19 protein-coding genes are annotated in these 23,164 nt (G+C 72.1%); 6 read left to right on the top strand and 13 right to left on the bottom strand.

Annotation, left to right across the window (positions count from 1 at the left end; genetic code table 11):
• Nucleotides 1–399 precede the first annotated feature (399 nt).
• Nucleotides 400–729, bottom strand: coding sequence for a hypothetical protein (locus tag IF12_RS0121335; protein WP_030162137.1), 330 nt, complete (start codon nt 727–729; stop codon nt 400–402).
• Between the two features lie 26 nt (nt 730–755).
• Nucleotides 756–2,309 carry a hypothetical protein gene (locus IF12_RS0121330; protein WP_030162135.1) on the bottom strand — a complete coding sequence of 518 codons (1,554 nt, stop codon included), beginning with the start codon at nt 2,307–2,309 and terminating at the stop codon, nt 756–758.
• Nucleotides 2,310–2,532: 223 nt separating this feature from the next.
• Between IF12_RS0121330 and IF12_RS0121325 the strand changes: the two genes are divergently transcribed.
• The 3 genes from IF12_RS0121325 (at nt 2,533) to IF12_RS0121315 (ending at nt 4,577) form a co-directional block, all read left to right on the top strand.
• Nucleotides 2,533–2,856 (top strand): hypothetical protein, encoded by a 324-nt coding sequence (locus tag IF12_RS0121325; RefSeq protein WP_030162133.1) that lies wholly within the window; start codon nt 2,533–2,535, stop codon nt 2,854–2,856.
• An 8-nt stretch (nt 2,857–2,864) separates the two neighbouring features.
• On the top strand, nt 2,865–4,031 hold the full coding sequence (locus IF12_RS0121320; RefSeq protein ID WP_133884068.1) for a hypothetical protein: 1,167 nt from the start codon (nt 2,865–2,867) through the stop codon (nt 4,029–4,031).
• 252 nt (nt 4,032–4,283) lie between these two features.
• Nucleotides 4,284–4,577, top strand: coding sequence for a hypothetical protein (locus IF12_RS0121315; protein ID WP_051704725.1), 294 nt, complete (start codon nt 4,284–4,286; stop codon nt 4,575–4,577).
• A 25-nt stretch (nt 4,578–4,602) separates the two neighbouring features.
• Here IF12_RS0121315 and IF12_RS0121310 read toward each other — a convergent pair whose 3' ends face one another.
• Entirely contained in the window at nt 4,603–4,803 is a 201-nt protein-coding gene (locus tag IF12_RS0121310; protein ID WP_030162128.1) for a hypothetical protein, read from the bottom strand.
• A 12-nt stretch (nt 4,804–4,815) separates the two neighbouring features.
• Complete coding sequence (locus IF12_RS0121305; protein WP_030162126.1) at nt 4,816–5,490, bottom strand: hypothetical protein; 675 nt, start codon at nt 5,488–5,490, stop codon at nt 4,816–4,818.
• A gap of 168 nt (nt 5,491–5,658) precedes the next feature.
• Between IF12_RS0121305 and IF12_RS23460 the strand changes: the two genes are divergently transcribed.
• Nucleotides 5,659–8,433 (top strand): BTAD domain-containing putative transcriptional regulator, encoded by a 2,775-nt coding sequence (locus IF12_RS23460; RefSeq protein ID WP_051704718.1) that lies wholly within the window; start codon nt 5,659–5,661, stop codon nt 8,431–8,433.
• 49 nt (nt 8,434–8,482) lie between these two features.
• Here IF12_RS23460 and IF12_RS24490 read toward each other — a convergent pair whose 3' ends face one another.
• The 8 genes from IF12_RS24490 to mqnB form a co-directional block, all read right to left on the bottom strand.
• Nucleotides 8,483–9,481, bottom strand: coding sequence for a hypothetical protein (locus tag IF12_RS24490; RefSeq protein WP_030162122.1), 999 nt, complete (start codon nt 9,479–9,481; stop codon nt 8,483–8,485).
• 218 nt (nt 9,482–9,699) lie between these two features.
• Entirely contained in the window at nt 9,700–15,324 is a 5,625-nt protein-coding gene (pulA, locus tag IF12_RS27085) for a pullulanase-type alpha-1,6-glucosidase (RefSeq protein WP_081913823.1), read from the bottom strand.
• A 157-nt stretch (nt 15,325–15,481) separates the two neighbouring features.
• Entirely contained in the window at nt 15,482–15,706 is a 225-nt protein-coding gene (locus tag IF12_RS0121285) for a hypothetical protein (RefSeq protein WP_030162118.1), read from the bottom strand.
• A gap of 10 nt (nt 15,707–15,716) precedes the next feature.
• Nucleotides 15,717–16,175, bottom strand: a complete 459-nt coding sequence (gene yidD / locus IF12_RS26785) for a membrane protein insertion efficiency factor YidD (RefSeq protein ID WP_051704716.1) — start codon at nt 16,173–16,175, stop codon at nt 15,717–15,719.
• A 305-nt stretch (nt 16,176–16,480) separates the two neighbouring features.
• Nucleotides 16,481–17,416 carry an ATP-dependent sacrificial sulfur transferase LarE gene (larE, locus tag IF12_RS0121275; protein ID WP_231492673.1) on the bottom strand — a complete coding sequence of 312 codons (936 nt, stop codon included), beginning with the start codon at nt 17,414–17,416 and terminating at the stop codon, nt 16,481–16,483.
• Nucleotides 17,417–17,572: 156 nt separating this feature from the next.
• Complete coding sequence (locus IF12_RS27080) at nt 17,573–17,971, bottom strand: cold shock domain-containing protein (protein ID WP_035749916.1); 399 nt, start codon at nt 17,969–17,971, stop codon at nt 17,573–17,575.
• 231 nt (nt 17,972–18,202) lie between these two features.
• On the bottom strand, nt 18,203–19,036 hold the full coding sequence (locus IF12_RS0121265; protein ID WP_030162111.1) for a 1,4-dihydroxy-6-naphthoate synthase: 834 nt from the start codon (nt 19,034–19,036) through the stop codon (nt 18,203–18,205).
• Between the two features lie 74 nt (nt 19,037–19,110).
• Nucleotides 19,111–19,725 carry a futalosine hydrolase gene (gene mqnB, locus IF12_RS0121260; protein WP_030162109.1) on the bottom strand — a complete coding sequence of 205 codons (615 nt, stop codon included), beginning with the start codon at nt 19,723–19,725 and terminating at the stop codon, nt 19,111–19,113.
• Between the two features lie 671 nt (nt 19,726–20,396).
• Here mqnB and IF12_RS0121255 point away from each other — a divergent pair.
• Complete coding sequence (locus IF12_RS0121255) at nt 20,397–21,176, top strand: DUF3027 domain-containing protein (RefSeq protein WP_051704714.1); 780 nt, start codon at nt 20,397–20,399, stop codon at nt 21,174–21,176.
• 57 nt (nt 21,177–21,233) lie between these two features.
• On the opposite strand, the gene IF12_RS24480 is transcribed toward IF12_RS0121255, so the two are convergent.
• Nucleotides 21,234–21,563 carry a DUF2530 domain-containing protein gene (locus IF12_RS24480; RefSeq protein WP_051704713.1) on the bottom strand — a complete coding sequence of 110 codons (330 nt, stop codon included), beginning with the start codon at nt 21,561–21,563 and terminating at the stop codon, nt 21,234–21,236.
• A gap of 227 nt (nt 21,564–21,790) precedes the next feature.
• Here IF12_RS24480 and sepH point away from each other — a divergent pair, with 227 nt between their 5' ends.
• Nucleotides 21,791–22,810, top strand: a complete 1,020-nt coding sequence (sepH, locus tag IF12_RS0121245; protein WP_030162098.1) for a septation protein SepH — start codon at nt 21,791–21,793, stop codon at nt 22,808–22,810.
• The last annotated feature ends 354 nt before the right edge of the window (nt 22,811–23,164 follow it).

Here is a 23,164-nt window from a genome sequence, read left to right as displayed (position 1 = left end):
ACTGACCGAGCCCGGTGGCCGGGGCGGAGTGGTCCGCCCCGGTGAGGCGTCCGAGCGCCGGGTGCGCCGGGCACTCGGCTCGGCGGGAGACTTCCAGCTCTACAGAGCCGGAGTAGGGAATGCGGCGGCGCCCGCCCACGCGCACATGTGGGCGGGCGCCGCCGTGTCCCCCGGTCTCGTGCCGTCGGCGTCCGCACCCTGCCAGTCGGACGCCAACCCGGCTCACACGATCGGGTGACAACTCGGGCCCGAAGGCCGGATCTCGGGCGTTTCCTGTCGGACCCCCGCGCCATGATCGAGCGTGGCGACGATCGGTCCCCTTTTGGGTGGGTGGGGGTTAGGGATGGTAAGAGGGGTAAGCGAAAGAAAACGATCACGGCCGGCCCCGTCACCTGCGGTTCAGGCCGGTTCGGTCGGTGGGGCGTCGGCCGTGAACCGGAAGTAGAAGCCGATGCCGTCCTCGCCGCTGGTGGTCTCGGCGAGCGCGGCCTCCATGCCGTGGAGGGCGCCGCGGAGGTATTGCAGGTTCCTCCAGGTGGCCGCGTGGAAGTCGAGGTACTGGCCGGTGGCGTTCTCGGCCGCGCCCGGCGCGGTCCCGAACGCCGGGGCCCGGCTCAGCGTCCCGGTCGCCAGCACCGGGATCACCCGCTCCTCCAACTCCTCGATCAATCCCAGCAGGAACAGCCGGTACTCCTCGATCGCATCGGGATCGAACACTCGCTCGCCCATCTCGCACTCCTTCCGCCGCTCGCGGGTCAGTTGTAGGGGTCCTCGTTGGGCTTGACGTAGCCCCAGACGTTGCCGGTCTCGCGGCGCGCGAGATCCTGCGGCGGCTCCTCGGCCCGCTCCTCGGCCCGCTTCTCCGAACGGGCCGCGGCCTTGCCGGGGGCGCCGGACTGCGGGCCCTGGACGTGGCCCGGCCGGGCACCGCCCGCGCCGCCGGTGGCCGCGGGCGCGGCCGTCCCGGTGATCGCCGGGCCGAACAGACCCTGCGGGACGCCGCCGGGTCCGCCCGGCGCGGGCATCCCGCCGATCCGGTTCGCGCCGCCGGCGCCGAACGCGCCTCCAGCACCGCCGGAGAAGCCGCCGCCGCTCGCGAGGCCGCCGGAGGTCGTCTCGTTCTCCGCTGCGTCCCAAGGGTTCTCGTCCTCGGGTTCGGCCTCCTCGGTGGCCGTCGAGCCGTCGCCGCCGGGCGGCACCGGAGTCGGGTCCTCGATCGTCTGCGGGGCCGCCGGCGGGGCCGGGTGCTCGGCCTGCGGCGCACTGAGATCCATATAGGAGGTGTCGGCGCTGCTCGGCCACGGCCGGTCCTCGCCCGGGACCCGCACGGCCGCCAGCTCCTCGCTCTGCCCGGCCCGCTTCTCGGCGATCGCCTCGTCGATCGCGGCCTGCCGCTCCAGGTACGCCGAGACCTCGGCCGCGACCCGACCCGAGAAGACCTCCTTGGCCTCCTCGCCCGCGAGCCGCCGCACGTCCGACACCACGGCGCCCAAGCCGAGAAGGCCCTCGCCGACCTTCTCCTCGATGAACTCGCGCACCTCGGTCGCCAAAGCCGCATCCGCCCCAGCGAGTTCGAGCGCCCGCTCGGCCTCCTCGCAGGTCATGCGGATGCAGTCCCCGTGCCACCACGCGGGCCGCACATGCAGCGCCGCCATCTCCGACCAGTCGCCCTCGCAGCCGACCAACGGCGCCGGATAGGGGATCTCACCGGAATCGCCGCCTTGGAGCGTGTAGATCGCCGCCTCGCGGCCCTCAAGTTCCGCGGCACCGGCCTCGACGTCGTCGATGACGCCTTCGAGGAGCTGCCTCGCCTGGTCGGCCTGCGCGGCGAACGCGTCGAAGTCCTCCCCCGCCCAACCCTCCGACAGCGCCGACAGGCTCGACTTCAGGCGCCCGGGCCACTGCCCGATGACAGAGGCGACCTCCTCTGTCCAACCGGTGCGCAAGCGCTGCAACGAGAACGCGTCGGCGTCCTCGGGTCGGACCGCGGCCACCGCGGCCCGGAAGTCCGCCTCGGTCGGGTAGGCCATGCCCTCGCAGCGCGGCTTGAACCGGTGCAGCTGGCCCTCCACCGGCACCGCCGAGGCGAGCCGCACCCACTCCTCCTCGGCCGGGTGCGCCACCGGATGGGGGCACTCGGCCGAGGAGCAACCGGCCCGAGCGCCGCCGGCCGAAGCGGTGTCGCCGAAGGCGATCGTGAACGTGAACGACGGCAGCTCCAGCGAACCCGCGGCGAAGAAGCCCCCCTCGGCGCCTTCGGTCGGATCGTCGGTCGACTCCTCGCCTGCCGCGAACGGATCGTCGGTCATCGGCGGCGCACCTCCTCGTCGCTTCGCCGGGGACTCGCCCCCTGCCATGAACACCGCTGCGCCCCATAGAAGCCCGCGCGGTCACGGATCCGTCATGGCCGCGCCGCAATCGGTGCGGGACCGACCCGTGATCGCGCGCGCGACAGTACGCCTGACGCCGCCGGGCGTCCGCCCGCTGGGAGCTCGCGAACCCCCAGGGGCGCGGCACCTCGAAGGAGGACCCATGACCGTGCACATGGACGTGGACGACGTGCGAACGGGCGGCACCAGGCTGCGTGGGCTCGCACCGGGCGCCCAGAACGCGTCCCGCCGGGTCGAGCGCCCGGCGCAGACCGCGGCCGACCGCAACGGCGGCTTCGCCACCGGCGAGGCCGGACGGCGCTGGCAGACCGCGCTGGCGGCCGTCGCCTCGGGCGTCGAGCGGCGCCTGGACTGGCAGGGCGGGCAGGTCGTCGCCAGCGCCGACGACCTGGAGGCGGCCGACCAGGAGACCGGGACCCGCTTCGGCGGCATCGAGAACGACCTTCCCGACGACGAGACGCGATAGGAGACCCCATGCCCACGTATCAGGACGCATTGTCGGCCGAGCCTTCGGAGTTCATCGGCTACGCCTCGGAGATGACCGCGGCGGCGGCCGATCTGGCGACGCATCAGAGCGAGTACGGCGAGCAGGTGGCGTGGATCAACGTCCACTGGAAGGACACGGCGAACGACGCCTTCAACGGGGAGGTCGGGAACGTGAACGCCCATGTCTCCCAAGTGATCGGGGAGGTCACCGCGGCGGCGGGGAGCCTGAGCGCGACCGGCGCGCAGATGGTCGCGCAGTGCACGGCGCTGAAGGTGGCCGACGCGGCGCTGAAGGCGACCGGGTTCGACGTGCAGCCCGCGCCGCTGGTGACGCTCGGGGCGTTGCAGCGCACGGCGATCGCGATGGCCGGGCCGTTCGGCGCGCTCCTGGAGGCGGCGCTCCAGGCGCAGGCGGCGGCCGGGACGTTGGGCTTGCAGGCGCTCCTGTCGCTGGTGAACGCGGCCGACGCGGCGGCGGGCGCGGCGCTCTCGACCGCGGCGGATCTGCTGAAGCCGTTGGAGGACAAGAGCGGCGGGTCGGGCGAGGAGGGCCGCGGCTTGCACCGGCTGGCCGAGGACCACACGTCCGAGGCGGAGAAGGAGGGAGCCTCCGAAGAGGACGAAGCGGCTGAGGAGGAGACCGAGGAGGCGGAGGAGTCGGGCGAGCCGGAGGAGGAGGCTTCGCAGGAGGAGCCGGGCGGGTCGGCCGCCGAGCAGCCGGCGATGCCGCAGAACCCTTCGGGGATGGAGGATTTCGCGCAGCCGGAGGTTCCCGAGGTCGAGAACCCTTGGGAGGCGGTGGAACTGCCGGACCCGGAGGACTACACGGGCGGGCTGGCCTCGGGCGGCGGTTCCGGAGGCGGACTCGGCGGTGGCGTCGGCAGTGGCCTGGGCGGCGGTCTGGCGGCCGGGACCGGGACGGTGTCGCCGGGGGCGTTGGGAACCGGCGCGGTCGGTGCGCCGGTGGGCGCGGCGGGGGCCGCCGCGACCGGGTCGAAGGCGGGTGCGGGAGGCGCCATGATGGGCGGCGGCGGCCGCGGCGCCGGAGGCGGGTCCGACGATGAGGTCACCCGGGAGTCGTTCCTGACCGAGGACCCCGACGAGGACGTCTGGGGCATCGCGAAGCTCGAAGGCGACGACAACCCTTACGCGTGAGCGGAATGGGGGCGAGGCGGGGGCGGGCGATGCGCCGCCCCCGCTTTGACGCTCGCGGGTTCGCCCCCGACGTCGGCCTCCTCGAAAAGGAGAACATGCCCGCTTCTACACCTGCGCGGGTTCGACGTGGTGTGCATTGCCGGTGACCGGGACCGGTTCGCTCACACCGGTGTGGAGGCGGCTCGGCTTCCGTTCGAGGCCGGTTCCGGCACGGTGTTCGCGCCGCGTCTCGCGGCTGGGATCATGGTCGGCATGAGCGATGCGATCGAGCTGTGCTGCCTGCTGCGGGCCCGTCCCGGCCTGGAGGCGGCGATGACCGCCTACGAGGACGAGGTGCTCGCGCTCGTGCCCGAGCACGGGGGCGAGCTGGTCTCGCGCGCGGTCGGCGACGGCGCGGACGGCAACCCGCACGAGGTCCACGTCTACCGCTTCCCCGGGCAGGACGCGATCGACGCCTACATGGCCGACCCGAGGCGTCTGGAGCGGGCCGCAGAACGCGACCGGGTCATCGCGAGCACCGTCCTGTTCCCGGTCCGGATCCGCTGAACCGCCGAGACCGGCACCGGGTGCCTCAGCCTCGGCAGACGAAGTAGAGGATCAGGACCACGATGACCAGCACGACGAAGCCTCCGCCGCCGCCGTCGGACTTCGGCGGCGCGGCCCCGCCGTCGCCGTAGAGCAGCTCCTCCTCCATCGGATCGCCTTGGCACGACGAGCAGGTGCCCTCGTAGTCGTCGATGCTCCTGCCGCACCGGTCGCATTCGTAGGCCATCGGATTCCTCCCTCATACCCCGCAGTTCGACACCACTTCGGACAGTCGCTCGGCGGCGCGGGCCTGCACGAGCGCGATCGTGGACGCCGCGCAGGCGGCCAGCGCCTCGCACTCGGTGTCGAGGGTCGCGTTCGGCACCAGGAACCGCAGGCCCGTCAATCGGCCCTCCAGGTTCACCTCCGCCGAGCACAGGTCGTCCTCGGTGGTGTGCGCGAAGCGCTCGCCGGCGCTGCGGGCGAGCGCCTCGCGGATCGCGTCGCCCAGCGGGTCGGGGACCCGCCCGGCCAGCAGCGCGGCCTGGCCGCGCTCCAGGTGCAGCACGTGCTCGGAGCGGGCGGCCTCGGCGGCCGTCCAGGCCGCCTCGATCGCGTCGGCGACGGTCTTGTTGCTCAACCGGTCGATGGTGGGGCTCAAGGAGAGCGACCGCAGCCGGCCGGTGAAGTCCAGGCGCAGCCACGCGACGCGGCCCGCGTCGGTGCCGTCGAACGCGGCCTCCTCCAGGGCTCCGGTGAGCGCCGAGGCCTCGGCCGCGAGCGCTTCGGCGCGTTCGTGGACCTCCCGCGAGGGGGCCGCGGCGAGGGCGCGGTCGACCGCGTCGCGCACCGGGCCCGGCGGGAGTCCGGCGGCGGCGCGGCGGCCCTCGTCCAGGCGGTCCTCGTAGTCCTCCGGCATCGCGAACCGCTGCATCGGCCTTCCTTCCGCTCCGGGGCGCCGAGCCCGCGGCGCCGTCCGGGTCCAAGGTGCGCCCGGCCCTCACGGATCGGTCACCTTTCCGTCATGGCTCGGCAGACCTCGGTTCGCGACGCCTTGTGGGACACTGAATGTCCCCGGAGCCGAGCGAAGGCGGTCACTCACATGCCAACCCTCGACGTGCGGATCCTCGGCCCCCTGGAGGTCCGGATCGACGGCGCGGCGGTCGCGGTCCCGCGCGGGAACACCGCGACGGTCCTGGCGATCCTGCTGGACGAGGCGAACAACGCGGTCCCGCTCGACAGCATCGTCAGGGCCGTATACGGGTTCGACGTCCCCGGGGACCCCGACACGCAGATCCAGAACACCGTCGGCGTGCTGCGCCGCAGGCTCGGGCCGCTGCGCGACCGGGTCGCGACCGTCGGGCGCGCCTACCGGTTCGACATCGGCGCCGACGAACTCGACCTGCTGCGCGCCAAGGCGAAGGACGAGCGGTCGCGGCGGCGGCGGACCGAAGGCGACCTGTCCGGCGCCGCCGACGGACTGCGCGAGGCCCTCGCCGAATGGCGCGGCCCCGCGCTCGCCGACCTCTCGGGGACCACAGTGGAGGCGATCCGCCGCCGCAACGACGAATACCGGCTCGCCCTGCTGGAGCGGCGCATCGACCTCGACCTCGAACTCGACCGCCACGCGGAGCTGGTCGAGGAGCTGCGCCAGATCGTCACCGTCCACGACACCCGCCAGCGCTTCACCGCGCAGCTCATGCGCGCCCTCCACGTCTCGGGCCGCTCGGTCGAGGCCCTGGAGGCCTTCGAGGCCCTCCGGGCCCGCCTGGCCGAGACCCTCGGCGCCGACCCCGACCCGCAACTGCGCGAACTCCACCTCACGATCCTGCGCCACGACCCGCCGCAGGTCGCGGTCGAACCGGCCCCGCCCAGGCGCGTCCCGGCGATGCTGCCGCGCGCCAACGCCCGCTTCACCGGCCGCGAGAACGAGATCGGGCTCCTCGACGGGTACCTGGACGCCGCCGAGGGCGCCTCGGGCCTGGCGGTCGTCACCGGCATGGGCGGGGTCGGCAAGACCGCCCTGGCGGTGTGGTGGGCCCACCGGGTCGCCCACCGCTTCCCCGACGGCCACCTGTACTTCAACCTGCGCGGCTTCGACCCGCTCACCCCCGGGGCCGACCCGGCCGGGGTCCTCGCCGAAGCGCTCGCGGCCCTCGGCGTCGAATCCCACCAGGTCCCGGCCGGCCTCGACGAGCGGATCGGCCTGTACCGCACCGTCCTCGCGCAGCGGCGCGTCCTCGTCGTCCTCGACAACGCCAGGGACGCGAGCGTGGTGCGCCCGCTGCTGCCGGTCGCCCCCGGCAGCTTCGCACTCGTCACCAGCCGCGACCGCCTCTCCGGGCTCGACGCGAACGACGGCGCCGAGACCGTGCCGCTCGACCTGCTCACCGCCACCGACGCGTGGGCGCTCCTGGTGCGGCGCATCGGGATGCAGCGGGCCCTCGCCGAGGAGACGCCGGTGTCGCGGATCGTCGCCTCCTGCGCCCGGCTGCCGCTCGCGCTGACCCTCATCGGCGCGTGGGCCGCCGCCCACCCCAAGTTCTCCTTGGCGGCCTTGGCGTCGCGCCTGGAGAGCACCACGAACGTCTTCAACGTCCTCGTCTCCACCGACATCGCCTCCGACCCGCGCTCGATCTTCGCCTGCTCCTACCAGGAACTCGGCGGCCAGGCCGCGCGCGCGTTCCGGCTGTTCGGACTCCACCCCGGGCCCGACCTGACCGCGGCGGCCATGGCCAGCCTCATGGGCGCCACCGTCGCCGAAGCCGAAGCCGCGCTCGCCGAACTCACCGAGGTGCACCTGGCCGACCAGCACCGCGAAGGCCGCTACACCATGCACGACCTCCTGCGCGCCTACGCGAGGGAGCGCTTCGCGCAAGAGGTCGACGCCGAGCACCGCCGCGCGGCCGAAGACCGGATGCTCGAGTACTTCGTGCACTCGGCGAACCTCGCCGACCACCTGCTCACCGCCCACGGCGACACGCCCGGACTGGAACCGCCCGGCCCCGGCGTCGTCCCCGAACCCATCGCCGACGCGCGCGAGGCCGCGGCGTGGTTCCACACCGAGTACGAGGTCCTGCTCGACCTGATCCACCGCAGCCGCGGACCGGGCCGCGAAACCCGGGTGTGGCAGCTCGCATGGTGCATGACCGACTACATCTTCTCGCGCAACCTCGTCGACGACCTCCACGCGGTGCAGACCGCCGCACTGGAGGCCGCCGAGCGCATCGGCGACGGGTTCAAGCAGGTCGTCTCGACCGGGTACCTCTCGGCGGTCCGGTTCCAGAACGGCGACGACGAAGCCGTGAAGACCCTGCTCGGCCGGGCGCTGGCGCTTGCCGACGAACTGGGCGAGCCCTGGGCCAAGGGGTTCGTGTACTACGGGCACTGCGCCCAGGCGGGCCGGCGCGACCGCCACGAGGAGACGGTGGTCTTCGCCCGCGCCGCGCACGAGTGCTTCATCGAGGCCGGGGACCCGCTCTGGGCCTACCGCGCGCGATGGGTCGTGGGCTGGCATCAGGCGCAGTTGGGCGTGCTGGGCGAGGCCCGCGCGTGCTTCGAGGAGATGATGGCGGCGGTGGAGGGGATCGGCTCGCCCGTGGGCATCGCGCACACGAACATCGGGTTCGGGCTGCTGGCCCTCAAGGAGGGCCGCTTCCGCGACTCGCTCGAGCACTACGGGCGCTCCCGCGAGCTGTTCACGGAGCTCGGCCTGCCGACGGCGCTGGCGCTGGCGCGCGAACTCATCGGGGACACCCTGGAGGCCATGGGCGAGGGGCCGCTCGCCAGGAGCGAATGGCGCGAGGCCGAGGGCGTCTACCTCGAACTGGGGTCGGTGTTCGAACTCGGGCGGGTCAGGGCGAAGCTCGCGGGGTGAACGCCGAAGGCCGCGCCCGAAGGCGCGGCCCTTGGCGATGCGTCGCCGCTCAGGCGGTCTCGGCGTCGAAGTCGGTCGCCAGCAGCGCGTCGAGCGCGGCCCCGTACAGGTCGGCGGCCGACTCGGAGGTGCTCGCGACGCCGACGAAGCCGTTCACGCCGTCGACGTCGACCACCAGCAGTGCGGTGTCCTCGAACAGGTCCTCGGTGTTCGTGCTCGACTGCCAGGAGTTGTGCCATTCGGCGAGCACGCCGGGGCGCCCGTCCACCTCCACGGTCGTGTAGGTGATCTCCCCCTGCGAGAAGCCGACGGTGGACTCGAACGCGTCCGCCAGCCAGTACGCCGTCGCGGCCTGGGCGCTGCCGCGCAGGTCCGCCGGGTCGTAGGGCGCGGCGAGGTTGGAGAAGATGCCGACGCTGAAGTAGGAGATCCAGGTGTCGGTGTGCTGGATGAAGTAGGCCTCGGAGTCGTTCGCGAGCCCGTAGTTCTCGCCCGGGCCGTAATAGGGCGACCACTCGGGGCCGGGGCTCGGCGTGACGGCGCCGAGGGAGGCGACGGTGAGCGTCGAGCCCGACGGCTGGGGGTCGGGATCCTCGCCGTCCTCCTCGTCGGAGGACTCGGTCGTCGCCGAGGTCTGGTCGTCGGAGGCCCCGATGGTGCCCTCGTCCTTGTCGCCGCCGAGCAGGAAGTAGCCGGCGGCGCCGCCGACGGCCATGAGCACGACGACCACGATGACCAGGATCGCCGTGGTCGAGCTGCCGGAGGTCGGCTGGACGGGCGGCGCGCCGTACGCGTACGGGTCCTGGTAGCCCTGCGGCGGGGGGCCGTAGCCGGGCTGCGGCTGGTACTGGGCGCTGGGGTCCGCGTGGCCCGGGTACTGGCCGTATCCGGGCACGGGCTGCTGCGAGGTGGGGTACTGCGGGGCGCTGTACTGGCCGGGCGCGTAGCCTCCCGCAGGCGGCTGGCCGGGCTGGGGCTGCCCGTACTGGTCGCCGCCCGGGTAGGCGGGCCCGCTCGAGGAGCCGGGATCTTGCGGGGGGTACGTCATGAACCGATCGTAACCGGCATTCCCCAGGTCCGCCCTCGCCAGTTCGGTCGGTTCCGGGGTTCGCGGGGCCGCGCGGGAGGGCGGCGCGGGGCGGGGACGTTAAACCGGGACGGGTGCCGCACCCGCCCCGGTTTCAGGGATCCGAAACTAATCCCCAGTATTACCGGCCTGTCAAGACCGTTCTCGACGCCCTTGCGAGCTGGGCGTCTGCCGCAGGGTCAGCTCACGAACACGGCCACTGTGCGCCCGGGAACGGTGAAAGTCCCGCTCGCGTCGTCGAAGCCCGCCTCCGCGAACGCCGGGTCGGCCGAGTCCTCCAGGACCGGGTGCAGGCCCGCGCCCGAACCGGCCGCCTCGGCCACGGTCGCCTCGACCGCGTCCGGGCTCGCGTTGAACACCACCGTCACCGCGTCGAACGCGTCGTCGAGACCGGCCAGGTCGACGCGCATCACGATCACCCCCGGCGCCTCGGCGCCCGCGAGGGGGAACGCGACCCGCTCGGCCACGGCCTCGGCGTCACCGAGGCTGAACGCGCACGTCGAGGACGCGATCCGGAGGAGTTCGAGGTAGCGGACCTCGGCGAGCGCGATGTCCTCGCACGAGGGCGCGTCCACCGCGGCGATCGCCGCCTCGGCGTACGGCCACTTCTCCTCGGAGGTCCACTGCGGCGGCAGGCCCGCGCCGAAACCGTTGCTGGAGGGGCCGAAGCCCTCCGTGCCTGTGCAGTCCCAGCGGATCGCGTTGAACCAGTCCCCCGAGTCGTACGAGTCGCGGTCGAGCGACTTCGACCGGAGCAGTTCCGAACCGGCCGTGACGAAACCGGTGCCCTGGCTCAGTACAGCCGTCGCCAGGCCGAGCACCTGCATCTGCGCGCGTTCAGTACTGGTGACGTCGGGGTCGAGTTTGTAGGCGAGGGCGTCGAACAGGATCTCGTTGTCGTGGGCGTCCACATAGTTCACCGCGTCGCCCGGCTCGGCCGCGTATCCGGCGCCGGACCCGTTGTAGTCGAGGTCCGCACCGGAGGTCTCGGTGCCGTCCGCGGCGGTGAACGTGTAGGCCGCGAGGTTCCCGACCAGGCCGAGCCTCGTCAGGTCCTGGGCGTGCAGCAGCGCGGCCAGGTCGTCCTCGGTCGCCTCGCCGCCGGGGTCGGTCCACAGGCCCGAGCCGTAGCCCTGCGTCGTCGGGTCCTCGTCGAAGGGCCCGCCGCCGCGCACCGCGTCGCGCATCCGGTCGTTGAACGTCCCGATCCCCGTGCCCGCCATGTTCACCTGCGAGGCCTGCTCGAACAGGGCGTCCCCGGCGACCTCGCCGAAGTCCCAGCCCTCCCCGTACAGGAGCATGTCGTCGTCCAAAGCGGACTGGACCGCGAGCAGGTTCGACTTCGGGTGGTGGCCCATGAGGTCGAAGCGGAATCCGTCCACGTGGTAGGCGTCCTGCCACAGCACGGTGGACTCGACGATGAACTTGTCGAACATCGGCCGATCGGTCGCGGTGTTCGCGCAGCACGTCGAGTTGTAGACCTCGCCGTCCGCGTCGAGCCGGTGGTAGTAGCCCGGCACGATCCGGTCGAGCACCGACTTGTCGTCGGTCCCCGCGGCGGCCGTGTGGTTGTAGACCACGTCGTTCACCACCCGCAGCCCGAGCCCGTGGAGCGCCGCGACCATCTCGCGGTACTCCAGGATGCGCTGCGCCCCATCGGCTTCGGTCGCGTAGGAGCCTTCGGGGGTGTTGAAGTGCAGCGGGTCGTAGCCCCAGTTGTAGGCGTCGTCGGCGCGGACCTCGCCGACGCAGGCCTGCTGCTCGGGCGAATCCGGCGCCATCGCGTCCAAGTCACAGTCCACAGTGTCCTGACCGATTTCGGGGATCGACGCGATGTCGAACGTCGGCAGCAGGTGCACGTGGGTGAGCCCGGCCTCGGCCAGGTCCGCCAGGTGCCGCACCGAGACCGAGTCCTGTTGCGTGAACGCCGCATAGGTGCCGCGCAGCGACTCCTCGACCGAGGCGTCCGCGATCGAGAAGTCCCTGACGTGGACCTCCCACACCTGCGCCGCAGCAGGATCGACCTCGGCGGGGGCCGCCTCGCCGTCCCAGCCGGCCGGCTTCAGGTCCGCGTCGTCGAGGTCCACGATCTGGCTGTGCGTCGAGTCCGCCGCCAGCGACACCGAATACGGGTCGGTCACCGCGTACGACTCGATCGCTTGCGAGGCCGGATGCCACACCTCCACCGCGAACCGGTAGTACTTGCGGTCCCAGTCCTCGGCGCCCTTGACGGTCCACACGCCCGTGCGCTCGGAGAATTCCATCTCGTAAACGCTCGGCGACGGGTCCTGGGGCGAGTCGAACAGCTCCAGGCTCACCGAACGCGCCGTCGGCGCCCACAGCGACACTGTCGGCTTCCCGCCCTTCCAGGTCACGCCCAGGTCCGAGTTCAAGGCTGAGGCGTAGACCGCGTCGACCGCGCCCGCGGTCTGCACGCCCGTCGCGTACCAGACCGTCCCGGCGTGATCGGTCTCGACCGCGACGAGCTGCCCGCGCAACGCCTTGCGCACGTCGGTCTCGGCGTTCACCTTGAACGCCTTGTAGTTCCAGTACTGCGGGTCGGCTCTGCGCTGGGCCTCGGTGAGGCCGCCGGCGGGAGTGAGGCCGATGGTGTCGAAGTTCCCGGCGATCGCGCCGTCCTCGACGCGCATCGAGCCGTCGGCGGCGGCGAGGAGCGCGAAGGTCTTCCCGTCGGTCGCGTCCACGTCGAGCGCGACGGTGTCGGCGTCGAGCCAGATCGCCTGTTCCTTTGCGAGGTCGAGGTCCTGGCCGCGGCCGGTGGAGGCCCCGGCCGGGCGCACGTAGCCCTCGGTGGCGGCCGTCAGCCACACCTCGTGGCCGTATTCAGCGAGGTCGAGGCGCTGATCGGTCGGGAGGTCCTTCTCGTCGCCGCGGTGGAGGAGGTAGGAGAGCGCCTGGGCGTCCTCGGTGAGGTCCACTTCGAACACGAGACCGTAGGCGTCGGTGCGGACCGGTTCCAGTCCGGCGTTCCAGTCGGTGGGTTCGGCGGCGCCGTCCCAGGTGTGGAGGGTCCAGCCGTCGTAGTCGCCGTCGGGGCGCTGGTAGTGGAGCACGGCCTTGCCGTCGGCGGCGGCCTGCGAGGCGTGGGCACCGGTCGCGGTCACCCAGGTCTCGCCGAGTTGCGAGGGTTTGAAGAGCAGGTCGCCCTCGTGGAGCTTTGTGTCTCCTGAGTGGACGATGACGCCGAGGTCGCCGTTCGCGTCCGCGACGGGCACGTGCCAGTACCGGCCCCAGTCGTCGGTGCCGTCGGGCGGGAGGGGCGCGTCCCATTCGGTCGCGGCCCCTTCGGGAAGGGCCTCGCCCCACAGGTGCAGGCCCCAGTCGGGGCCGTCTGCCGGGGCGTGGACGGTGACGTGCCCGTTGGCCTCGGCGAGGGAGTGGGCGACCTCGCCCGAGCCCGCGCTGAGCCAGATCTCCGGTGTCGCACCGGGATCGAAGGTGCGGTCGGACTCGTGGTCTTTGGCGCCCTCGGCGTCGATGACGAGGTAGCCCACCGAGGAGGCGCCTTCGGTGAGTTTCACCGAGGCGAAGGAGCCGTAGGCGTCCTCGCCCGCGAAGGGGATCGACTCGGGCCACTCGGTGAGCGACGCGTCGTCCACGTCGCCCCAGGCGTAGAGGCCCCACCGCTCGGCGTCGCCGTCGAAGTGGACGTTCGCCCAGGTCGGCGAGGCGCCGGCCTGATCGGGTGTGGCGACGGCGGTCTCGGTCCGCGCCGAGGCGGTGCGGCCGTCGCGGTCGACGGCCACGGCCTTGAAGTCGACCGCGGCACCGGCGGGCAGGCCGTCGAGGTCGTAGGCGATCCGGTGGTCGGGGCCGGGCGCGGTGCCGGCGTAGGTCCAGTCGCCGCCGTCGACCGAGACCGCGAAGGCCACGCGGGCGAGCGGGTCGCCGGTCGTTTCAGCGCTGACGTGCGCGGTGGTGGCGGACTCGGCCGCGACGGTCAGGTCGACGCCGGGCGCGTCGCCGGTCGGGACGGCGGCGTCGGCGCGGAAGACCACGGCCGACAGCGGCGGGACGGTGATGGTCGCGGCGCCGCCGGCGGCCTCGATCGATCCGTTGCCGTAGATCGGCGTGAAGGTGTCGGAGTAGGTCGCGACGTCCACCGTCTGCGCGGTCTCGGCGTTCGAGACCGCGACGAGGTACTCGACGCCTTCGCCGGACTCGATGCGGGAGAAGGCGAAGACGCCGTCCTCGGTCGAGCGGGTCACCTGGGCGCCGTTCGCGAGGGCGGGGTGGTCCGCGCGCAGCTGCCCGAGTTCGGCGATGGCCCGGTAGATCGGGTGGTCGGTGTCGTAGTGGTCCTCGGCGTGGGTGGCGTCCGTGCCGATGATCGGGTCGTCGAGGTAGTCGGCGACCTCGGAGGCGAAGAGGGTCTGGCGGGCGAAGTCGTCGCCGCCGGAGCCGGTGAAGCCCTGCTCGTCGCCGTAGTAGACGACCGGTTGGCCGCGGGTGAGGAACATCAGCTGATGGGCCAGGATCGCCCGGTCGGTCCAGGTGTCCTCGGCGGTGGTCTCCGCGATGGTGCGCCCGACGCGGCCGATGTCGTGGTTGGAGACGAACGTGGGCATCGCGAGGGCGTCGGTTCCGGCGGTGGTGAACAGGGGGTCCGAGGCGTAGAGGGTGCCCAGGCCCTGGGCGCCGGCCGAGCCGGTCGCGAAGCCGGTGGCCGCGCCGTGGAACCCGAAGTCGAGCACGGCGTCGAGGTCGGCCTGGCGCACGAACGCGCTGGTGTAGGCGGGGTCGCCGGAGTAGACCTCGCCGAAGGCGAAGAAGTCGATGCCGTTCGCGTCGGCGGCCTCGCGCACGCCTGCAAGAAATTGCGGCCAGAATTCGAGGTTGACGTGTTTGACGGTGTCGATGCGGAAGCCGTCCACGCCGGAGTCGGCGATCCAGTCGGCGTAGACGTCGATCCAGCCGTCCACGACCTCGGGGCGCTCGGTCCACAGGTCGTCGAGGCCGGCGAAGTCGCCGTAGGTGGAGGACTCGCCGGTGTAGGTCGAATCGCCGCGGTTGTGGTACATCGCCGGGTCGTTGAGCCAGTCGGGCGATTTCACCCGCTCCTCGCCCGCTTCGAGGACGGGCGTGTACGGCGAGGAGCTGGCGTCGACCGCGGGGAACTCCTCGGACGCGGCGTAGTTGGCGTCCTCGAAGGGGCGGCCGTCGACGTCCGTGTAGGGCGAGTCCTGCTTGGGGACATAGGTGCTCGCGTCTTCGGCGTACTCGATCACGTCGGCGGTGTGGTTGACGACGATGTCGAGGTAGATCGCGATGCCGCGGTCGTGGGCGGCGTCGATGAGGCTCTGGAGCTCCTCGTCGTCGCCGAGGTGGGGGTCGACGGCGGTGAAGTCGGTGCCCCAGTAGCCGTGGTAGCCGGCGCCGGTCCAGGAGTCGGAGACCTGCACGGGCTGGTTGACGACGACGGGGGTCAGCCAGATCGCGGTGGTGCCCAGGCCCTCGATGTAGTCGAGGCGCTGCTCGACGCCGGCGAGGTCGCCGCCCTGGTAGAACATCCGCTGCGTGGGGTCGTAGCCGGTGGTGAGGGCGTCGCCGGCCAGGCCGCCGGTGTTGTTGGAGGGGTCGCCGTCGGCGAACCGGTCGGTCATGACGAAGTAGAACTGCTCGGCCTCGTGCGCGGGGGCCTGGGCGAGGGCGGCGAGCTGGTCGTCGGCGGGCTCATCGCTCCACGAGCCGTCCTCGTCTGGGGGTTCGCTCGGGGCGGTGCAGGCGGTGAGTGCCAGGGCCGTGCCCAGCACTCCCGCCGCGATTCGGGCGGTACGCGGCATTGCGCTTCATCCTCCGGGGTCGATCGGGGGACGGGGCGTCGCCGTCGAAGCGCCGGGCGCATGACGGGAGGCACACCCCGTGTGCGCAAGAACATACCACCTATGAAATTTTCTTACAACGTTTTGATGATCTGTTGCGTCCCTCGTGGGGCGCCGGTCAGTGCCGCTCGTCGTCGAGGTTCCGAGGGCCGACCGGCCCGGAGTGCTCGAAGTAGAGGTCGCCGACCGGGAGGGGGAAGGTCGCGGAGCCGAACGGCGAGGAGGCGCCGATGTGGCCGGAGGTGAACTCACCGACCTCCAGGTGCCCGGGCTTGACGGGGCGGCTGCGGGTCTTGGCCGGGCTGCGGTCGGACTGCCTGCCGGCGAGGTTCGATTCACTCATGACCGGGATCTTAACGGGCGCCTCGGCCGCCGGGAACGGGATCGCGGGTGCCGCGGGTCACGCCCGGCCGGCAGCGGAGCACCCGCGCGAGGGCGAGCCGCCCGCCGGTCCACAGGCCGTACCGGGAGACCGCCCGGTAGCCGTAGCCCGAGCACGTGGGCACGAAGCGGCATTCGACGCCGACGCGCGGGGAGAGGCGGCGCCGGTAGCAGGCGATGAGGCGCAGGCCGAAACGGCGCGGGCCGGGCCGGTGGTGCTCGCGGGCGCGTTCGAGGCGTTCGGAGGTCAACCGCGCGAAGCCGAAGGCCGCCAAGGCGAGGGAGTGGAAGGGGCCGGGGTCGGTGGCGCCGCCGCAGGCCGCGGCGCAGGCGTTGCAGGGGCCGCCGGGGTTGCACGCGGCGGCGAGGGGCTCGCCGCATCCGGTCGCGCAGCCCGACTCGTACGCGCTGATCCAGCTCGATGCCTCCACAGGACTGTTCTACACGGCGGCCGGGTCGTCCCGCCGGACCCGCGGTGGCGGGACGGCCGTCGGTGTCGATTGAGGATGATTGATCCAGTGATATGCCTGGATTGGAGGCACTGCACGTTATGGGGTTATCACCCCTGTATCAGGGAATTGCCAGGATCAGCTCAGGGCGCGCTCAGACTGGTGTCCCACGGTGGGGTTCTCGGGGAATGAGGGGTTCCCGAGGGGTTATGGACCCGGTGGGGCCTTCGGAAATCATCCTCCACTGACGATCGCCGCCGCCCCACCGGGCACTCTCGTCTCGGACTTCAGCGGTAGCGCTCGGGGTCGGGGAGCAGTTCGTTCATCGCGCCCGAGCGGAAGCCGCGCTCGTCGAGCCGCACCGAGGCGAACCCTTCCACAGCGGCGAGCACGCCGGGCCGGTCAGCAACGGCCGCAACGAGTTCGGCGTCGATCTCGATCTTCGCGGTGTCGTCCCCGAGGTCGCGCACGCGCAGGTTCCGCACCGGGATCGCCGCCTCGGCGAGCGCGCGGCGCAGCGAGCGTTCGGCGGCGGCGACGCGTTCGAGCCCGTCGGCGGTGACCTCGACGCCGTAGGCGATGCGGCTGGCGAGGCAGGCGGCGGCGGGTTTGTCCCAAGTGGAGAGTCCCCAGGCCTTGGAGACGGCGCGGATCGCGGTCTTGGTGAGCCCGGCGTCGGCGAGGGGCGTGATCGCCCCGGCGTCGGCGGCGGCGCGGATGCCGGGCCGGAATCCGGCGCGGAGGTCGTCGGCGTTGGTGCCGGTGGCGACGGCGGCGACGCCGCGGGCGGCGGCGAGGGGGCCGACGACGCTCATGAGTTCGGTCTTGCAGAAGAAGCAGCGGTCCCCGGCGTTGGCGCGGTAGCCCTCGCGGGAGAGTTCGTCGGTGGCGGGCGCGTGGTGGGCGACGCCGAGGCCCGCGGTGAATTCGCGGGCGCGGTCGAGTTCGCTGCGCGGCAGGGAGGGCGAGACGGCGGTGGCGGCCTCGACGCGGTCGGGCCCGAGGGCGCGGACGGCGGCGGCGAGGAGGAACGCCGAGTCGGCGCCGCCGGAGAAGGCGACCATGAGGGAGGGCAGCGAGGCGAGCCGGTCGAGGAGCGCCTCGACCGGGTCGCCGGCGGCGCGTTCGGAGCCGCTGCGGTCCGCGGGGCCGCCGTTGGTGACACTGTCGTCGGTGGCGTCGCCGGGGACGCCGGTCGTCTGGGGAGTCGCCTGGGTGGTCACGGGACAGAGCCTATCCCGCCGAACGCGACTGACCGTTTTCCAGGGACATTACGGATATGTTCCAACCGAAGGCCCCCCGGTCGACAACCCTGACGCACGGGTGTGACATCGGGCCTCTCGTGAGAAAAGCTCGGTGTTCGGCGGGGCCGGGCGGGACTATTCGAGGTCGCTGGCGACGGCGCGGAGCAGTTCGGCGATCTTGGCGCCGGTCTTGCGGTCCGGGTGGCGCCCGCGCGAGAGCGGCGGCATGACCTGCTGCTCCAGGACCCCGATGAGGTCCTGCAAGAGGCTGTTGAGCTCCTCGGGCGAGCGCTTGGAGGTCTCGACGGCGGCCGCGGCGGCCCCGGGCGGGGCGGCGACGACGTGCAGGCCCATGGCCTGGACCCCGCGGCGGGTGTCGATGATGCTGTACTCGACCTTCGTGCCCTTGGCGAGTTCTTCGACGCCTTCGGGCAGCGCGTCGCGGTGCACGAAGACGTCCTTGCCGCCGTCGTCACGGGAGACGAATCCGAATCCCTTCTCGGCGTCGAACCATTTCACTCGACCACTGGGCACCGCTGTACCTCGAACTTCTCTTCTTCTGGGGAACTGACAGGTCCGTCAAGCCTAGCGTGGCGCGGGCCGGGATCTGGAACAGCCGGGTGACCGTCCCGCCACGTACGGTCCCGCCGCGCGTCACCGCGGCAGGTCCGACCCGGGAACGCGAGGCGGGGCCGGGGCCTCGGATCGCGCGCGGTCACCGAAAAGCTTGTCGGCCAAGGATATTGCCGCCTCGCTCGGTGCCGATCAGGGGATCGGGATGGTGAGTTCGGGAACGAGCCCGAGTTCGGCCGCGCCGCCCAGAAGCCGCTCGACCGCGAGGCGGCCTTCGGCGCCGAGGTCGCGGGAGAACTCGTTGACGTACAGCTCGATGTGCTGGCGGCACACGTCCTCGGACATCTCCTGGGCGTGCTCGGCGATGTAGGCGCGGCTGTCCTCGGGGTGCGCCCAGGCGTGGTCGAGGGAGGCGCGGATGGCCGCGGTGATCGCCTCGGTGTCGAGGTGGGCCTTGGCGACGATCGCGCCGAGCGGGATCGGGCCGCCGGTGCTCGACTCCCACCATTCGCCGAGGTCGACGAGGCATTCGAGGCCGTGGTCGCGGTAGGTGAACCGGGCTTCGTGGATCACAAGCCCGGCGTCGTATCGGCCCGCGCGAACGGCGGGCATGATCTGGTCGAAGGGCACGACCTCCCAGGCCACGTCCCGCAGCGGCCCGTCGGCGCCGCCGAGGTCCCGCAGCCACAGGTTGAACAGGAGGAAGGCGGTGCTGCGGTCGGAGGGCACGGCCACGCGCTTCCCGGCGAGGCCGCCGGGTCCGAGCGGTCCGGCGGTGAGGACGAGGGGGCCGCAGCCGCGACCGAGCGCGCCGCCGGCGGGCAGGAGCCGCCACTGGTCGCCGAGGTGCGGCAGGGCCGCGTAGGAGACCTTGGCGACGTCGAATTCGCCGCGCGCGCAGGCGGTGTTGGTGACGTCGATGTCGGCGAAGGTGAGCTTGGTGGCGGGGGCGCCTTCGATGAGGCCGGAGGTCCACGCGTGGTAGATGAAGGTGTCGTTCGGGCACGGCGAGTGGGCCAGGTGCAGTACCGGCGGGGCGTTGCGGGACGAGGCCTGATTGAAGGGGGCGTCGTCGAAGGGGATTCCGAGCGCGGCCACGGTTACAGCTCCCTGATCGCGGCGGTGAGCGATTTCAGGGCCGAGCCCCAGTCCCAGTGCTCGACGTCGCGGTCGCCGATGAAGTTGGAGACGGTGCGGATCTCGGCGAACGGCAGGCCGGCCTGCTGCGCGGCCGTGGCGACGCCGAAGCCCTCCATGGCCTCGCCGACCGCGTCGGGGTAGCGGTGGGCGAGGTTGGCGGCGAGGCCGTCGGAGCCGGTGATGGAGGCGAGGGTGAGGATCTCGCCACGCACGCCTTCGACGGCGACGGTGAGGACGGTGTTGCAGCCGATCCGGTTGGTGCCGAAGCCGATCTCGTCGATCGGCTGGAACCGCCAGGGGAGGGCGACGCCGAGTTCGGCGGCGACGGAGTCGGTGGCGATGAGCACGTCGCCGATGTCGGCCTTGCCGCGGAAGGCCCCGCAGATGCCGGCGTTGACGACCACGTCGTAGGCGCGGCCCATGTGGCTGTTGTCGGCGATGGCCCGGGCGGTGGCGGCCGCGGCGGCGGCGGGTCCGACGCCGCAGACGAGGATGTCCAGTTCGTGGCGGAGGGAGCGCCCGGCCTCGACGGCCTGGGCCTCTTCGGCGACCGCGCACACGACGAGTATTCGCATGGGTCCAAACCTACCGGGTGGGAGGAGCGGTGAACGCCCGCAGCGAACGTGGCGCCCGCCTCGCAACGGCTCGGTGAGACGGGGCTGCCGCCGGTGACCGGCCGCCGGGCCGCCGGCAGCCGTGCAAAGGGCATGACGCGAAGGTTTGACGCCCCGATTCGCTGGGCCCCCGGTTCAACACCATGACACAGGGGTCCGACATTCTGGCTAGGCCGGACTCGACTACCGGATCGCCGGGCTACCGCCCGGAGGGCATGACGCGAAGGTTTGACGCCCCGATTCGCTGGGCCCCCGGTTCAATACCGTGACACAGGGGTCCGACATTCTGGCTAGGCCGGACTCGGCTACCGGATCGCCGGGCTACCGCCCGGAGGGCATGACGCGAAGGTTTGACACCCGGAATCGCTGGGCCCCCGGTTCAACACCATGACACAGGGGTCCGACATTCTGGCTCTGCCGAACCCGACTACCGGATCGCCGGGCTACCGCCCGGAGGGCATGACACGAAGGTTTGACACCCGAATTCGCTGGGCCCCCGGTTCAAAACCGTGCCACAGGGGTCTGACAATTCGGGGGCCTGCGGACTCGAACGGGTGAATGTGTCGTATCCCGCGTCCCGGTCGGCGCACCGTCCGCCTGGTGCGGCGGCGAGCTGACCTATGCTTGGGAACGTGCCTGAGAGCTCTACCGCCACCGCGAAGTCCCGGACCCGCAAGCCGCGCCTGGACAAGGTCTTGGCCGACGCCGTCGACCAAGCCCGAGAAGCCGCCGAAGAGGCGGGCGACGGGATCGGCGAACACCTGAGCGTCGAGGCCGAGACCGACCGCGTCGTCACCCACTACTTCGAATGCACGCTGGCGGGCTACCGCGGTTGGCGCTGGGCCGTCGTGCTCACCCGCGCCCCGCGCGCTCGCGCCGCCACCGTCTCCGAGACCGCGCTGCTGCCCGGCAAGGACGCACTCCGCGCCCCCGCCTGGGTGCCGTGGTCCGAGCGCCTCCAGGGCGGCGAGGTCGGCACCGGCGAAGTCCTCCCCACCGAGGAGGACGACGACCGGCTCATGCCCGCCTACCAGTACTCCGACGACGACGCCGTCGAGGACATCGCCGGCGAGCTGGGGCTCGGGCGCGAGCGCGTGATGAACCGCGAGGGCCGCGCCGAGGTCGCGCAGCGCTGGTACGACGGCGACCGCGGACCCACCGCGCCGATCGCCGAGGCCGCTCCGGCGCCCGCGCGCTGCGGCACCTGCGGATTCTTCCTGCCGCTCGCCGGGTCGATGCGCCTGGCCTTCGGGGCCTGCGCGAACCTGTACTCCTCAGAGGACGCCCGCGTCGTCTCCGCCGACCACGGCTGCGGCGCGCACTCCCAGATCAGCGAGTTCGTGGACACCACCCCGCAGGGCGTGGACAAGTCCGAGATCATCTACGACGACGAGGGCTCCGAGCTGCTGTAAGGCATCTCGGCGACCGGACTTCCAGAACCGGTCGCTCTGACCCGGCCTCTGCGGCCGTCAGGTGCGGTCCTGGTCCGACTTGCCGAAGTGGCGCCGGTCGGCCACGATCATCATGGTGGTGCCGAGGAGGCCGATGATCACGCCGGTGAGCGCGCACGCGCCCCACCACTCGCGGCCCGATTCGGCCAGCTCGTCGCGGAAGATCCAGGTGAGGATCAGCGCGACCATCCACAATAGGGTCCCGGCGGCGGCGATCGGGGTCATGCGCATCTGCACCGCTTTGGGGGCGGGCAGCTCGGGGGAGCGCTTGACGCGCTGATAGGCCTCGCGCGACTTCGCCGAGGATCCGGGCGCGGCCGGGGGCTGGGAATTTCCTTCCGTGGACACGCAGCCAATGTACGCTGCGTCAGTCCCTGCGACAATCGGTCACGTGCACATGAGGCGTCGTCTCACCGCGGGGACGGCCGTGCGGAGCGCCGCTCGCCAGTTCGTGGAAGGCGTTCCCTTATCGGCACCCCGCCGGTTGTGGTCCGCCGGTAGGGTTGGGCGTACGCTCGGATGAGCTGGCAAGCTGGCAAAGCGGCGCTGACGGAGACACGCGAGGGGTGGAAGGCATGAGGCCGGTTCGGTTCGTAGCCCTCTCAGAGGACGGTCATGCGCTGGTGCTCGCCGACGAACTCGGAAGGCTGCTGGCACTGCCGCTCGACGAACGCGTCGCGGCCGTCGTCGACGTGCCCGAGGCCGGCAACGCGATCCGGGCCAAAGTGGACACGCCTCCGGCGAAGCCGGAGCGCCCGAACCGCCCCGCCCAGCAGCGCCCCGCCGCCGTCAGCCTCTCCCCCCGCGACATCCAGACCCGCATCCGCTCCGGCGAGAGCGCCGAGGACATCGCCGCGTCCGCGCAGGTCGCGGTCGACCGGGTCCTGCGCTACGCGGGACCGGTGCTCCAGGAGCGGGCGATGCTCGCCCAGGCGGCCCGCCGCTCGCGGCTGGCGACCTCCGAGCGAGGCGAGCGCATGTCCAATGTGGTGGACGTGAAGCTCGGCACGCACGGGGTCGACCCCGAGGCGGTCTCGTGGGACGCCTGGCGCACCGAGGACGGCTCGTGGCTCGTGCAGGCCTCATGGTCCTCGGGCAAGACGACCGCCCGCGCCCGCTGGAAGCTCGACCGCGCCCGCCAGACGGTGACGCCGGACGACGAGATGGCGCAGTTCCTCTCGACGCCGCTGCCGCAGCAGGTGCCCGGGACCAAGGAGGCGCCCTCCGAACTGGGAGTGCGCCCCGGTGACCCGGTGCGGCCCTCGCGCGACCCGATGCACGGACTGCGCGAGGACGACGACGGCTCGCGTTCCGATCCGCTGCGCCGCGACCGCCTCCGGGAGGTCCTGGAGCGCCCGCTCGACGACATGCACGGCCGCGGCAAGCGGACCTCGCAGCTCGGCCTGCCCGGGACCACATCGCAGGAGCAGCGCGAGACGCCCGAGGTGCCCTCGCTCGCGGTGCTGCGCCCGGGCAAGCGCTCGGTCGCCGACGACGACATGAACAACCCGCCGCTGGCCGCCGCGGGATCGAAGCCGCGCAACCAGCTCCCCGGTTGGGACGATGTCTTGTTCGGCGGAGCCGAGAAGAAGTAGTCCAGCTGCGGACCCGAGAAGCAGTAGTGCGGCGGCCGAGCCGAGAAGAAATTGCCCGGCGACCGTGCCATGGAGCAGTCGTCCAGCGGCCGTGCCGAGCAGAAGCGACGCATAGGCGGAGCCACTGCGAGTCGTCCGGCGGCGAAAGGCGCGAAAAAGGGCGTCGCGGCCCGATCCGAAAAGACGCTTTCCGGGGCCGGGCCGGAGTGAAATACGCGAGTGCCGGGGCCGAAATGCTGTAACACAGCGGCGGTTCGGTTTCCGTTTCGTTGCGGGACGGGCTTTCCAGCCCGTTCCGCTTATTTTTTGTCTTTCTTTGCAGCACAACGAATCTGGAGAATTCGCAAAGCGCGC

This window comes from Glycomyces sp. NRRL B-16210 (assembly GCF_000719515.1).
Taxonomy (GTDB): Bacteria; Actinomycetota; Actinomycetes; order Mycobacteriales; family Micromonosporaceae; genus Glycomyces.
This window is presented reverse-complemented; position numbering and strand designations above follow the sequence as displayed.

Bases quoted from the DNA above. Each gene is read 5' to 3' on its own strand.
- IF12_RS0121335 (WP_030162137.1), bottom strand. From the start codon at position 729: ATGGGCGAGCGAGTGTTCGATCCCGATGCGATCGAGGAGTACCGGCTG.
- IF12_RS0121330 (WP_030162135.1), bottom strand. From the start codon at position 2,309: ATGACCGACGATCCGTTCGCGGCAGGCGAGGAGTCGACCGACGATCCG.
- IF12_RS0121325 (WP_030162133.1), top strand. From the start codon at position 2,533: ATGACCGTGCACATGGACGTGGACGACGTGCGAACGGGCGGCACCAGG.
- IF12_RS0121320 (WP_133884068.1), top strand. From the start codon at position 2,865: ATGCCCACGTATCAGGACGCATTGTCGGCCGAGCCTTCGGAGTTCATC.
- IF12_RS0121315 (WP_051704725.1), top strand. From the start codon at position 4,284: ATGAGCGATGCGATCGAGCTGTGCTGCCTGCTGCGGGCCCGTCCCGGC.
- IF12_RS0121310 (WP_030162128.1), bottom strand. From the start codon at position 4,803: ATGGCCTACGAATGCGACCGGTGCGGCAGGAGCATCGACGACTACGAG.
- IF12_RS0121305 (WP_030162126.1), bottom strand. From the start codon at position 5,490: ATGCAGCGGTTCGCGATGCCGGAGGACTACGAGGACCGCCTGGACGAG.
- IF12_RS23460 (WP_051704718.1), top strand. From the start codon at position 5,659: ATGCCAACCCTCGACGTGCGGATCCTCGGCCCCCTGGAGGTCCGGATC.
- IF12_RS24490 (WP_030162122.1), bottom strand. From the start codon at position 9,481: ATGACGTACCCCCCGCAAGATCCCGGCTCCTCGAGCGGGCCCGCCTAC.
- pulA (WP_081913823.1), bottom strand. From the start codon at position 15,324: ATGCCGCGTACCGCCCGAATCGCGGCGGGAGTGCTGGGCACGGCCCTG.
- IF12_RS0121285 (WP_030162118.1), bottom strand. From the start codon at position 15,706: ATGAGTGAATCGAACCTCGCCGGCAGGCAGTCCGACCGCAGCCCGGCC.
- mqnB (WP_030162109.1), bottom strand. From the start codon at position 19,725: ATGCGAATACTCGTCGTGTGCGCGGTCGCCGAAGAGGCCCAGGCCGTC.
- sepH (WP_030162098.1), top strand. From the start codon at position 21,791: ATGAGGCCGGTTCGGTTCGTAGCCCTCTCAGAGGACGGTCATGCGCTG.